The 12,285-nt window shown below is 38.3% G+C and carries 15 protein-coding genes; all 15 read right to left on the bottom strand.

The window, feature by feature from the left end:
- Positions 1–57 precede the first annotated feature (57 nt).
- The 15 genes from purC to N8L90_RS04990 all read right to left on the bottom strand — a co-directional run bounded on the left by purC (position 58) and on the right by N8L90_RS04990 (position 11,471).
- A complete protein-coding gene (purC, locus tag N8L90_RS05060) occupies positions 58–765 on the bottom strand; it encodes a phosphoribosylaminoimidazolesuccinocarboxamide synthase (RefSeq protein WP_261024456.1) in 708 nt (235 codons plus the stop codon).
- A gap of 169 nt (positions 766–934) precedes the next feature.
- A complete protein-coding gene (comB, locus tag N8L90_RS05055; RefSeq protein ID WP_000801587.1) occupies positions 935–2,284 on the bottom strand; it encodes a competence pheromone export protein ComB in 1,350 nt (449 codons plus the stop codon).
- Positions 2,285–2,296: 12 nt separating this feature from the next.
- Positions 2,297–4,450, bottom strand: a complete 2,154-nt coding sequence (gene comA, locus N8L90_RS05050) for a peptide cleavage/export ABC transporter ComA (protein WP_000668320.1) — start codon at positions 4,448–4,450, stop codon at positions 2,297–2,299.
- 156 nt (positions 4,451–4,606) lie between these two features.
- Positions 4,607–4,795 (bottom strand): hypothetical protein, encoded by a 189-nt coding sequence (locus N8L90_RS05045; RefSeq protein ID WP_261024453.1) that lies wholly within the window; start codon positions 4,793–4,795, stop codon positions 4,607–4,609.
- A 400-nt stretch (positions 4,796–5,195) separates the two neighbouring features.
- Positions 5,196–5,402: a hypothetical protein gene (locus N8L90_RS05040; RefSeq protein WP_033675653.1), complete on the bottom strand. Its 207-nt coding sequence runs from the start codon at positions 5,400–5,402 to the stop codon at positions 5,196–5,198.
- A gap of 78 nt (positions 5,403–5,480) precedes the next feature.
- On the bottom strand, positions 5,481–5,660 hold the full coding sequence (locus N8L90_RS05035; protein WP_112444935.1) for a hypothetical protein: 180 nt from the start codon (positions 5,658–5,660) through the stop codon (positions 5,481–5,483).
- Positions 5,661–5,669: 9 nt separating this feature from the next.
- Complete coding sequence (locus N8L90_RS05030) at positions 5,670–5,837, bottom strand: class IIb bacteriocin, lactobin A/cerein 7B family (RefSeq protein ID WP_219967312.1); 168 nt, start codon at positions 5,835–5,837, stop codon at positions 5,670–5,672.
- Between the two features lie 20 nt (positions 5,838–5,857).
- Positions 5,858–6,046 (bottom strand): class IIb bacteriocin, lactobin A/cerein 7B family, encoded by a 189-nt coding sequence (locus N8L90_RS05025; protein ID WP_060805138.1) that lies wholly within the window; start codon positions 6,044–6,046, stop codon positions 5,858–5,860.
- 34 nt (positions 6,047–6,080) lie between these two features.
- A complete protein-coding gene (locus N8L90_RS05020; RefSeq protein ID WP_261024449.1) occupies positions 6,081–6,236 on the bottom strand; it encodes a hypothetical protein in 156 nt (51 codons plus the stop codon).
- A gap of 11 nt (positions 6,237–6,247) precedes the next feature.
- Positions 6,248–6,376, bottom strand: coding sequence for a smi_0059.1 family bacteriocin-like peptide (locus N8L90_RS05015; protein WP_261024447.1), 129 nt, complete (start codon positions 6,374–6,376; stop codon positions 6,248–6,250).
- 494 nt (positions 6,377–6,870) lie between these two features.
- Positions 6,871–7,602: a response regulator transcription factor gene (locus tag N8L90_RS05010; protein ID WP_261024446.1), complete on the bottom strand. Its 732-nt coding sequence runs from the start codon at positions 7,600–7,602 to the stop codon at positions 6,871–6,873.
- A gap of 11 nt (positions 7,603–7,613) precedes the next feature.
- A complete protein-coding gene (locus N8L90_RS05005) occupies positions 7,614–8,606 on the bottom strand; it encodes a GHKL domain-containing protein (RefSeq protein WP_261024444.1) in 993 nt (330 codons plus the stop codon).
- A 323-nt stretch (positions 8,607–8,929) separates the two neighbouring features.
- Complete coding sequence (locus tag N8L90_RS05000) at positions 8,930–9,139, bottom strand: response regulator (protein WP_004235961.1); 210 nt, start codon at positions 9,137–9,139, stop codon at positions 8,930–8,932.
- Entirely contained in the window at positions 9,136–10,068 is a 933-nt protein-coding gene (locus N8L90_RS04995) for a GHKL domain-containing protein (protein ID WP_261024442.1), read from the bottom strand. Before N8L90_RS04995 ends, N8L90_RS05000 begins: the two co-directional genes overlap by 4 nt.
- A 527-nt stretch (positions 10,069–10,595) precedes the next feature.
- Positions 10,596–11,471: a GHKL domain-containing protein gene (locus N8L90_RS04990; RefSeq protein ID WP_261024441.1), complete on the bottom strand. Its 876-nt coding sequence runs from the start codon at positions 11,469–11,471 to the stop codon at positions 10,596–10,598.
- Positions 11,472–12,285: the final 814 nt, after the last annotated feature.

The raw sequence follows: 12,285 nt of genomic DNA, 5'->3' as shown, positions 1-12,285 counted from the left end.
ACCTTTTCAGCCTGAGTCCTTTTAGTTGAGAGACGAAGGTTTTCCGTTGCAAACAGATTATTTCAACCCCTGTAACTTTTCCCAAACAATCTCATAAACGTCGGTTAGTTCTCCCAATCCTCTACGGAAAACATCCTTATCCATGTGGTTGCCATCCGCATCCCACAAACGGCAGTTATCTGGTGAAAATTCATCTGCTAAGATAATCTTGCCATCCTTGTCAAAACCGAACTCTAGTTTAAAGTCAATCAACTTAAGCCCAATCTCAGCAAACCAGCCCTTCAAAAGTTCATTGATACGACGGGTTTCCTCCTTCAAGTAGGCAATCTGCTGGTCATTCGCAATCTGTAGGAATTTCACATGCTCATCATTGATGAATGGATCATCCAAATCATCATTTTTATAGTAAAATTCAACAATCGGAGTCTCAAATGCGATTCCTTCGTCTACGCCAAAACGTTTTGAAAAGGAACCAGCCGTGTAGTTGCGGAGCACGACTTCCAAAGGAATAATCTTAACCTTTTTATTGAGTTGTTCCGTGTCCGAAAGCTTCTCCACAAAGTGAGTCGCCACACCAGCCGCATTTAATTTCTCAAAAATAAAAGATGAAATCTGATTATTCAACACTCCCTTACCCGCAATCTGCTCCTTCTTGACACCATTGAAAGCAGTCGCCTGGTCCTTGTAAGTCGAAATAATAAGATTTTCATCCTCTGTTGTATAGATATCTTTAGCTTTTCCCGAATAGATCAATTGTTTTGACATTTTAAAGTTCGCCTTTCGTATTACTTGAGCACATTTTACCATAAAAAACCTAAAATTACAAGAATTTAACCGAATAAATAATGTAGTGCCCTTAAAAATCATAAAGAAAAAACCGCAAGAAGAATCTTTCTCACAGTTTTAAAATCATTTAACTCTAAAAACACGAACATTACTCTTTGTTCAAAAATTGATCCAAATAATAACGTAGGTAACTTTTCTTGCCCGTAATCATCTGCAGACGACCTTCCACCCCGTATCGAAGTTTTTCAGCCTGCTCGGAAGTCAGATTAGTCTCCGCCTCGATTTTAAAGAAATTCCCTTTTTCAGTCTTAGTAGCTGTCGCATCAATACTTGTAATAGTAGAATCTAGGAAAAGTTGATTCTTGGCATCATGAGTCGTAGTATAGCGAACAGAATCACCGACCTTGACTCTTGCTACATCTTTTGAACTAAGATAAGCTGTTAGTTTGGCTTTTCCTTCTTTTTCCAAGGACGGATAAAGTTGGGCTAGTAAGGCACCTTCTGCTACCATAGTAGAATCACTGGTCTCAGGATTAAGATGAAGCACCCCATCCTCACTCGCCGTAATTTTCCCCTTATCTAAAAGATTTCCCTGAACCTTCTTGCCTGACTCTGCCTCCAAGATTTTCTGGTCTAAAAGGGTCAATTCTTGACCAACCTTAGCCAAGTGTTGTGATTTGAGAGACTCCAATTGACTGCCTAAGCCTGACGCATAGGCTTGCTGGGTACCTGAACCTGCATACTGAACACGGTAAGTAGCAAGACTGGATTCTAACTGAGAGAGCTGTGCTTCTACCTGAGCAACAGCCTGGGCCTTAGATTGCGGATTTTCCTCGCCCTGAGACTTATAGGACTGGTAGAGAGAGTAGGCTAGATTCTGACTGGCCAAGGAAGCACCTGTTTCAATAGCTGACTTAGCTGTCTGGTAATCGCGAATTTTAGCCTCTGTTTGACTGATGAGGTTGCCGATTTCGACTTGGGTTTGGCTAGCTGCTGCATTCTGGGATGCGATGGTCTCATTTTGTTGCGATGTACTAGCCCTAAGACTGCCTGCTTGACTGATGTAGTCGCGAAAGGTGGCTTGATAGCCAAACTTATCCTCCTCTGGAAAGTGATTCTCCCCTTCTTGCAGACTTTTTTGCAAATACTCCAATTGCTTTTTTTGATCCTTAAGCATGTCCAACTGACCAGCATAGGCCTCCGCTTGGACACCCTCTGCCCCTTCTTGATATTGAACCAACAGTTCTCCCTTTTTAACCAGCTTATTTTCTTCCAAATGATTGACAAGAATACGATTGTTGCTAGTTGACTGGATATTTGCAAGGATACGACTAGGCTCGACAGTAGCTCTAGTAGACAAACTCAGCTCCTTCTCTGCAAATATTGCAAAGCCAAGCAAAAACACGAGCAGAAGGAACATGGGGACAATCACCCGACTGGAAAAATTATGGTAACGACGATTATAAAACTCCGCACTTTCTAAAAATTCTGGTTTCATCTTCTCCTCTTTCTAGCTATTCACCAAATGGGCATAAAATCCACCCTGTGCAAGCAAATCAGCATGCTTTCCTTCTTCAACAATCTTGCCCTGATCCAAAACAACCACCTTCTCTGTCCGCTCAGCAATGGTCAAGCGGTGGGCGATGAAAATCAAGGTCTTGTCTAAAGCCATGAGATTATCGACAATTCGCTTCTCTGTCAAGATATCCAGACTGCTGGTCGCCTCATCCAAAATCAAGACCGGCGCATCTGTCAAGAGAGCACGCGCCAAAGCAATTCTCTGACGTTGACCACCTGAAATTCCTGCCCCATCCGAAGTCAATTCTGTCTGGTAATTCAGTGGCATACGCTCAATGTCCTCCCGAATCTCTGCCAATTCGACCGCCCGTAAGATATCCTCTTGAGTCGTCCCTTCCTTGGCTCCAAGGAGAAGATTCTCCAAAATCGTTCCGTTAAAGACATAAGGCTGTTGAGGCAGATAGTTGATATACTGACGCAGTACTTTTTTATCAATCTGATTGAGATTGACACCACCCAGACTAATCTCTCCCTGACTTGGGTCGTAAAAATTAACCATCATCTTGGCCAATGTCGTCTTACCTGACCCTGAAATCCCCACAAAAGTCACCTTAGAACCCTGCGGAATAGTCAAATTGATATCTGATAAGACATCTCGACCATAGCCATACTTATAGGAAACCTGCTTGAAAGTCATCTCTCCCTTCATCAAGCTCAAATCCTCAACTGTTTTCTTCTCCTCAAACTCAGAAGTTACCAGATAAACCTCATTCAGACGGTTATTAGCAACCTGCGCTGTCTGAAGCTTGGTTTGCAGATTGATGATATTTTCCAAAGGGTTTGTAAAGTAAACAAGCAAGGTATTATAGGTAATCAACTGCCCCAAACTCATCTTGCCATCCATAACCAGAACAGCTCCCATCCAGAGAATCCCGACATTGAGCAAGAGATGGGCAACCTTTTTCAGAGCCTTTTGCTGACTCTCTGCCCGACTATAGGTAAAGGATTTTTTCAGATAATCCACAAATTCCTTGTCAATTTTTTGGTAACGCTGACTCTCACTGGTCAAGGACTTGATAGTCTCAATACCATTGATGTCCTCAATGATAGAAGAAGACAGAACCGCATTGGCTTCCATGGTATCCCGATTCATCTTTTCAAACGGCTTCATAAAAGCAAAGATAATCACTGTGTAGATAGGAAGCGCCAATAAGGTCATGAAAAAGAGATTGGTATTTTGTGAAAATAAAACAAGAGAAATAATGACAACCGTTGACACATCTAGGAAAATCGAAAGAATAGTCGAAGCCAGCGCATCGATAATACTGTTAGCATCTGTAAAACGAGACACGATTTCCCCTGTACGACGTGTCGCAAAAAAGGACATAGGCAGGTGAAAAACATGCTTGATATAGGACAAAATCACATCAATCGATAAGCGTTGCCCCAAAACAAGTAAGAGATACTCCTGAGCGTAAGACAAGATCTGCTGGAGAATATAGACAATGACCAGCCCAATAGAAATAATCCCCAGTGTCGAACGCATTTGATCTGGCACATAGGTATCAATGATAGACTGTAGATAATAAGAACCCACAATATTAATCACGGTTACCAAGAGCGTCGCCAAAACGATATTAGCAATCAAGCCACGCTGCTTCACTAATATAGGGATAAAAGAGAGCAGACCATTCTTTTGATCCTTATGAGGTTTGTAGTCTGGACTAGGGGCCATAAACAGAGTCACTCCTGTCCATTCTTCCGCAAAACGCTCACGTGGCAGTTTGGTCAATTTCACCCCAGGATCTGGGTCGGCAATATGAATGCTATCCTTATCCTGCCCAGTCACCACATAGTAGTGGAGCAATTTTCCTTCCTTAAGAACATGGGCAACAAAAGGAAAAGTCAAATCTGGCAAGTCAAAAAGCGTCATATCCGCCTTAATTGCTCGCGTCTCAAAGCCAATCTCCTCTGCCACCTTGACCAAGCCCAAGGCCGTTGTCCCATCCATGGTCGTCTTGGCCAATTCTCGCAAGTGAGCCAAAGAATAATAGCTACCATAGTAGCCAAAAACCATGGCTAATGAAGCTACACCGCAGTCCATCTGATCCACCTGCGGACGATAGTGACGTTTCCCAAATTTCATATTCATCTCCTTTTCCTAAACTCATCTGATAACAACTATCTTACCCCAATCCCCAAACAAAAACTGGACTTCCTCCCCAAATGCGCCCATCTATCTCCCAAATGCACTTTTTGGATAAAAAATAGGTAGAACAAACGTCCTACCTAAAATATATATTTATTTCTTTTTCTTCCTAATTCTTTTGTCAATCATGTACAAAACAATAATCGAAAACAGCGGTGGTACAATATAACTCTTTTCACTCATTGTCAGCTGAAATCCCAGAGTTGCTAGTATCTTAAAGATGAAAATATTCATCAAAAATAGAAACACAAATACTAATAAATATCTTAAAACCTTCTTCATTTCTTTTCTTCAACTCTCCTAATTTCTATAACTATTTTATCAAATTTTATTAAAAAATACATGCAAAACTCCAAATAAACACCTCAACTGCACTTTTTGGGGCAAAAAATAGGCAGAACAAACGTCCTACCTACTAAAAATATGGTATGAAAGGAAATTGATGTTTTACTGTCACCCTAGGCAAACTTGGGACAAATAAATCATTGATAGTAACCTTTACGACATCCTATTTAAAGTTACTTCAATTTTTAATGTCCCTGCTATTTCTAAGCCACCTCTGGTATGATCTATTCCTAGTCAGAATAGATAACACCGTTCTAAATTACGATTCATAGTTACTCCTTTTTTGATTCGTTACTATAAGACACCTATTCCCTATAGAGCGTCTACTGCCTCAAATTTATCCATTCTTTTTTTCTTTACTTCTGTATAAAAGAATGAAGACCATCATAAATAATGCAATCGTTGGTATATTGAAACTATCAAACCAAGTAGGTAAAGATACTTTATTCATATCAGCTACTAATCTGATGATTATATAAGACATCGAACTAAGTAATACCATGATTTCAGGCAAAACTTTCAATACTGATTTAACGAATTTCATATTAAACTCCAATGTGATGCATTCTTAGATTCTACCCTAGCCATTTTCAGCGCAGACTAACAAGTCATTCTTAACTGTTTACTCTACTCGCTTTTTATTGACCTTATATCCTAGATAAAAGAGTCCAAATAAAACAGGGTAAATTTCTGGATAAAATAGGGTATTGATTGGATTTCTCAAAATCAAATACGTTGCGATGTAGATTATGAGCGATACGGTAAAATAACCCTCAGCAAAACCTAATAAGAATTGTTTCATAAGAAACTCCTAATTACCTGACAAGAGTGCTCGAGTTGTCAGAATAGCTCCACCAGTATATACAAATCCTTTAACAAAACCAGCGGCAATAGGGATAAGGAGAGGTAATGCTCCCCCTTGAATTTCCTGCAAGTCTGTATTAGTCATTTTTTCAAATTTTAAAATATATTTTTCCATAGCAATTTCTCCTTTAATTTTTACCACTTACCTGTCACATAATGATAACCTGCAATTCCCACTGCAGCAACTCCACCAGCAATTTTGGCTGCCGTCACAGGATTAGCGATTACCCAAGCTACAAGAGGAATTGCTCCCCCATCTACATTCATCAACTCTTCTTCTGTAAGAGCTACAAAGTTCTGTTCCATTTTGTCAAAATTTGTCATCTTTTTTCTCCTCTTGTTCTATTTTTTCTAAATCTTATCTTCTAAAAAATGGGGTGCCAATAAATACACCGCGTAACAATAGACCTGTAATTAGACCCCGTTGATAACTTTCGTTGCTACCACCCACCAGCAAAGCTAAGTCGCTTTCCTTTAATACCTCAACAGTATACTTATCATTCATTTCATTCATCGCTTATCCTCCTAAAAACCTAAACCCCTACAAAATCCAAGGTACCAATCTGCAAGGGTCTTCGCCCAACTTTCTCCACCTTGAATATCGGTCAATTCTTCCGAAGTTAGCTCAACAAATCCATAGTAATGTTCTTTCATTATTTTATTCCTTTCTTTTTCCTCTCACTTATTTATTCGAAAAATAATTCGAAAATGTACAACTAAATTAAATTTTATTTCAAAAATAATTTAATGTACCATGAATAGAAAATCGGTAGATACATAAGCCAGACTCCTTTCTGTTTCCTCTTACTTATCTATTCGAAAAAAATTTCGAAAACGTACAACTAAATTAAATTTATTTAAAAAATAATTTAATGAACCACGGATACAAGATTGGTAGATACATAAACCAGACTCCTTTCTGTTTCCTCTTACTTATCTATTCGAAAAAAATTTCGAAAATGTACAACTAAATTAAATTTTATTTGAAAAATAACTCAGTGAACCATGGGTGAAACATTGATATAAACATGAACTAGGCTCCTTTCCTTTTCCTCTTACTTATCTATTCGAAAAAAAGTCAAAAAAATAAGAATATCAGAAAATTTTCCGACATTCTTATTGATAAACTCATCCAAGTCTAACAGATATTAGATATTAAGATGTTTTTTAAGTGTTCTTCTGGCTGTTCGTGATACGGGGAAATGCAAGCCTTCTAACAAGGTCACTTCTGTGGCAGTCATCTCTTCAATAGCCTGTAAACTGACTAAAGTATTGCGATTAGCATAGACAAAGTAATCTTTTTCAGCCTTGGCAGCGATATCCTTAAGACTGCCATAAATGGTCTTGATAGAATGATTAGCATAATAGACCTTGATACGGTGGGATTCCACTGAGGTTTCAAAGGCTAAAATCTCATGGTAGGGCAGAGTAAAGCCCCGTCTTCCCTCAAAACTATAGGTGAAGAGACGCATATTTTCCCTCTTGTCCACTGCCAATACATAGTCCAGACATCGCTCCAACTGATGACGGTAATCTTCCTCTGGCTGATCCTTGGAAATAAAATCCAAGGCAGACAAGTGGTAGCGAAAAGCTAGAGGCAAGGCCTCCGAGTGTGTGGACACAAAGACAATACTTGTAAAGGGATCTCGCTCCCGAACCTGTTGAGCAACCTGAAAACCCCGTTCACGCTCTCCATCAATCTCTAAATCCAATAAATAGAGTTGGTAATGATCAAAATACTGAGAATACTTTTCAACATCTCCATAGTTTTTGGCAATATCAATTTCCAATCTTAAATTGCGCGAGCGACCGATATCTAGCAAAGTCTGCTCTATCCGTCCCTGCTGGACTCTATCGTCTTCCAAAACTAAAATTCTCATTCCTCTCCCCCTCATTTCTCATCCTTAAATGGCAATTCTAAATCTTGTCTAAAAGTCGTCTCTCCTAGCTGGGTATCTAAGTTTAAATCATAATGAAAAACCATATCTTCCAAAGTCGCTAACCCCAGTCCACTATGGTTACCCTTAGTAGAATAACCCTTTTTACTGAGAATGCTGGGGTTCAGTTCTTCTTTCTTACGAGTGTTTTCAATGATAAAACGGACACTCCTATCACTTGCCAACAAAGCAACTAGAATCTGCGGATTTTCAGACTCACTGGCTGCCTCTAAGGCATTTGTCGTGAGGATAGATAAGATACGGATAGCCTCCAACATCGGCAAAGCCAGCTCTTCTACGACCCCCACCGTCTCCAAACTAAAATGAATTCCCTGCTTATCTGCCACAATCATAGCTTTTGCCAAGGTATTACGAATGGCTATGTCATGGATATTGTGAAGATTAAAGGCTGTATAATCCGCCTTTCTCAGCTTTTCATTGGTCTTTAGAAAGACATCTTGATAAATGGTAGACACCTCAGCCATGTCTTGATTCGCTATGGCAGGCTCCATGCTAGCGACAATCCCTGCAAAATCATGACGGAAACCTCGAACTTCATCATAGAGATGACCCAGCTTATCCACCATTCCTTGCAAGGAACGATTTTCATCTTCCTGTCTCTGAATGGTTTGCTCATCACGATAAACCTGCTCCAAATGCTTGATGTAAAAGAGCCAAGAGAAAAAGAGAATGAAAATCAGGAGAGAAATGGTCGTGTCAAAACGAACGTAGAAAGAACTATTTCTATTGGTCATAAACGAAGAGAATATCCTAAATCCAGTCAGAGGTAGGATAATGAAAAAACTCTTACGATAGTGGGTTTTGAAAGCATCTGAAAAGAATAAATCCAAATCCAAAGACCAACGCTTCATCATAACTACTGTTAGTACGATAGCTAATAGGGAAAAAGAAGAGTTAACAATCCCATTACCTACTTCTGATAGCATATCTATATCTAACATCCGAATATAGAACAATACCAATAAATAGCGAATACTCTGATAAAAACTAAAAAGATAGAGTGAAAGAAATAAAGATTCTCCTTTTTTCTTCCTATTCATATAGAAAATAAGGTAAAAAAAGATTAAAACTTCCAAATACATAATTTCAAAAAAAGTTTTACCAGCTATTGCTTGCATCATTAGTAAATAGACTATGTATCTCTTTTTACGAAATTCCGGTGTAATTTGGTAACCTAGATAGATTGGAGGAACTATAATGGAGACTATCAACAATAAAGCAAATAGAGTTTCCTTAATAAAAGTCAAAATCATACTATCCAATCACGCTCTCCATCAATCTCTAAATCTAATAAATAGAGCTGGTAATGGTCAAAATACTGAGAATACTTTTCAACATCTCCATAGTTTTTTGCAATATCAATTTCCAATCTCAAATTGCGAGAGCGACCGATATCTAGCAAAGTCTGCTCTATCCGTCCCTGCTGAACTCTATCGTCTTCCAAAACTAAAATTCTCATTCCTCTCCCCCTCGTTTCTCATCCTTAAATGGCAATTCTAAATCTTGTCTAAAGGTCGTTTCTCCTAGCTGGGTATCTAAGTTTAAATCATAATGAAAAACCATATCCTCCAAGGTCGCTAAGCCCAGTCCACTGTGGTTTCCCTTGGTCGAATACCCCTTTTGACTGAGAATACTGGGATTCAGTTCTTCTTTCTTACGAGTGTTTTCAATGATAAAACGGACACTCCTATCTCCTGCCAATAAAGCAACTCGAATCTGCGGATTTTCCGCCTCACTAGCTGCCTCCAAGGCATTTGTCGTGAGGATAGAGAGGATACGGATAGCCTCCAACATCGGCAATGCCAGCTCTTCTACGACCCCCACCGTCTCCAAACTAAAATGAATTCCCTGATTATCTGCCACAATCATGGCTTTTGCCAAGGTATTACGAATGGCTATATCATGGATATTATGAAGATTAAAAGCTGTGTAATCTGCCTTCTTCAGCTTTTCATTGGTCTTTAGAAAAACATCTTGATAAATGGTAGATACCTCAGCCATGTCTTGATTCGCTATGGCAGGCTCCATGCTTGCGACAATCCCCGCAAAATCATGACGGAAACCTCGAACTTCATCATAGAGATGACCTAACTTGTCCACCATCCCTTGCAAGGAACGATTTTCTTCTTCCTGTCTCTGAATAGTCTGCTCATCACGATAAACCTGCTCCAAATGATTGATGTAAAAGAGCCAAGAGAAAAAGAGAATGAAAATCAGGAGAGAAATGGTCGTATCAAAACGAACGTAGAAAGAACTATTTCTATTGGTCATAAACGAAGAGAATATCCTAAATCCAGTCAGAGGTAGGATAATGAAAAAACTCTTACGATAGTGGGTTTTGAAAGCATCTGAAAAGAATAAATCCAAATCCAAAGACCAACGCTTCATTATTTTACAACATAGAAATATTGATACTAAATCAAATACAGATATATATAGCGTCGAAAACTCATCTAAAAACAACCAATTCTCACCAGATAATACACGAAGCCAGATTGTCACAAATAAATAACGAATACTTTGAAAGAAGAGAAAAAGATACAGAGAAAGAAAAAGAGCTTCTACTTTTCTCTTATGCAATACGAGTAAAAAAACACAGTAAAAGAAGAGGAGGATTCCTATATGAAATAATTCTCCAAATGTTTGACGAGCAGATAAACTAATTAAAAATACAAGGAGCCAATAACGTTTTTTATAAAATTCTGTGGAAATTTGAGCACCCAAATAAATAGTAGGCACCATGGTTGAAACGACTACCAACAGTATATATATCACAGAAAATAAAAATTCTAAAATAACCATAGAATGAAACAGCTCCCAATTTATTTAAGCAAAGTAGTATTAATAATATTTTTCTACTAAAGGCTGCTCTATCCGTCCCTGCTGGACTCTATCATCTTCCAAAACTAAAATTCTCATTTCTCTCTCCCTCGTTTCTCATCCTTAAATGGCAATTCTAAATCTTGTCTAAAAGTCGTCTCTCCTAGCTGGGTATCTAAGTTCAAATCATAATGAAAAACCATATCCTCCAAGGTTGCCAAGCCCAGTCCACTGTGGTTTCCCTTGGTAGAATACCCCTTTTGACTGAGAATGCTGGGATTCAGTTCTTCTTTCTTACGAGTGTTTTCAATGATAAAACGGACACTCCTATCACTTGCCAACAAAGCAACCCTAATCTGCGGATTTTCAGCCTCACTGGCTGCTTCTAAAGCATTTGTCGTGAGGATAGAGAGGATACGAATAGCCTCCAACATCGGCAAAGCCAGCTCTTCGACAACCCCCACCGTCTCCAAACTAAAATGAATTCCCTGATTATCTGCCACAATCATGGCTTTTGCCAAGGTATTACGAATGGCTATATCATGGATATTATGAAGATTAAAGGCCGTGTAGTCCGCCTTTCTCAGCTTTTCATTGGTCTTTAGAAAGACATCTTGATAAATGGTAGAGACCTCAGCCATGTCTTGATTCGCTATAGCAGGCTCCATGCTGGCGACAATTCCTGCAAAATCATGACGGAAACCTCGAACCTCATCATAGAGATGACCTAGCTTGTCCACCATCCCTTGCAAGGAACGATTTTCTTCTTCCTGTCTCTGAATGGTCTGCTCATCACGATAAACCTGCTCTAAATGCTTGATATAAAAGAGCCAAGAGAAAAAGAGAATGAAAATCAAGAGAGAAATGGTCGTGTCAAAACGAACGTAGAAAGGGTTACATCCCCCAGACATGATGGATGAAAAAAGTCTAAAACCAAACAATAAGGACAATATCCACAAACTTTTCATCATTAGCGATTGAAATTTATCTAAAAATAAGATATTGAAATCAATTCCCCATCGTCTTAAAATGACAACAGACAAAAACAACGAAATCAAACTAAATACAGAATTAAATCCACTATGCAAAAAATCAGATAGTTCAGAGTAGTCAAATATCAATCGTATTATAAATGTCAAAATCAAATATCGAATACTTTGATAAAACACAAATAGATAAAGGGCAAGAAATAGAGCTTCCTTCTTCTTTTTCTTTAATACAATCCAAAATATTATATAAAAGAATAATAAATTGGCAACATGCGAGAAACTCGGAAAAACGAAGGTAGCAAATAGCTGAAAAACTACCAAAAGAAATATAGAGCGTTTGTCATAAAATGCTTTAGAGAGTTGACTACCTAGATAAATCGGAGGAGCTAAAATATTGATTAAAATCAATATAAACACTAAAAATTCAAGTAATATAATCATAAATCCGTTTAATTAACCCATTAGTAGCAAAACACTAGCTTTGCTTTGGGAATAGATATCACCAACTGTAAATATCTTCAAATTGTTCCAATTCTACAAATGTATTTTTCATTTTCATGACAAACTCCTTTTCATAATTTTATATCCTCTCTATCCCCTTATAAATCTACAAAAGGCTTTAGTTTCTTCTAAAATACAAGAAATCTAAAGCCTCTTGAAAATGATTTGCACGTTTTATTTTTTATATTCGTTGTGAAGATTGCTTATCTATTTATTTTACCACAAGAACCTTGTAATATTCATACTTATTTGGCTGTGTAATCTTAATTTTTTGACCATAGAAACCATCGATTTC

Source organism: Streptococcus mitis (genome assembly GCF_946190115.1).
Classification (GTDB): domain Bacteria; phylum Bacillota; class Bacilli; order Lactobacillales; family Streptococcaceae; genus Streptococcus; species Streptococcus mitis_CO.
This window is presented reverse-complemented; position numbering and strand designations above follow the sequence as displayed.

Coding starts and splice junctions, on each gene's coding strand:
- purC (WP_261024456.1), bottom strand. CDS start 765: ATGTCAAAACAATTGATCTATTCGGGAAAAGCTAAAGATATCTATACA.
- comB (WP_000801587.1), bottom strand. CDS start 2,284: ATGAAACCAGAATTTTTAGAAAGTGCGGAGTTTTATAATCGTCGTTAC.
- comA (WP_000668320.1), bottom strand. CDS start 4,450: ATGAAATTTGGGAAACGTCACTATCGTCCGCAGGTGGATCAGATGGAC.
- N8L90_RS05045 (WP_261024453.1), bottom strand. CDS start 4,795: ATGAAGAAGGTTTTAAGATATTTATTAGTATTTGTGTTTCTATTTTTG.
- N8L90_RS05040 (WP_033675653.1), bottom strand. CDS start 5,402: ATGAAATTCGTTAAATCAGTATTGAAAGTTTTGCCTGAAATCATGGTA.
- N8L90_RS05035 (WP_112444935.1), bottom strand. CDS start 5,660: ATGAAACAATTCTTATTAGGTTTTGCTGAGGGTTATTTTACCGTATCG.
- N8L90_RS05030 (WP_219967312.1), bottom strand. CDS start 5,837: ATGGAAAAATATATTTTAAAATTTGAAAAAATGACTAATACAGACTTG.
- N8L90_RS05025 (WP_060805138.1), bottom strand. CDS start 6,046: ATGACAAATTTTGACAAAATGGAACAGAACTTTGTAGCTCTTACAGAA.
- N8L90_RS05020 (WP_261024449.1), bottom strand. CDS start 6,236: ATGAATGAAATGAATGATAAGTATACTGTTGAGGTATTAAAGGAAAGC.
- N8L90_RS05015 (WP_261024447.1), bottom strand. CDS start 6,376: ATGAAAGAACATTACTATGGATTTGTTGAGCTAACTTCGGAAGAATTG.
- N8L90_RS05010 (WP_261024446.1), bottom strand. CDS start 7,602: ATGAGAATTTTAGTTTTGGAAGACGATAGAGTCCAGCAGGGACGGATA.
- N8L90_RS05005 (WP_261024444.1), bottom strand. CDS start 8,606: ATGCTATCAGAAGTAGGTAATGGGATTGTTAACTCTTCTTTTTCCCTA.
- N8L90_RS05000 (WP_004235961.1), bottom strand. CDS start 9,139: ATGAGAATTTTAGTTTTGGAAGACGATAGAGTTCAGCAGGGACGGATA.
- N8L90_RS04995 (WP_261024442.1), bottom strand. CDS start 10,068: ATGAAGCGTTGGTCTTTGGATTTGGATTTATTCTTTTCAGATGCTTTC.
- N8L90_RS04990 (WP_261024441.1), bottom strand. CDS start 11,471: ATGATGAAAAGTTTGTGGATATTGTCCTTATTGTTTGGTTTTAGACTT.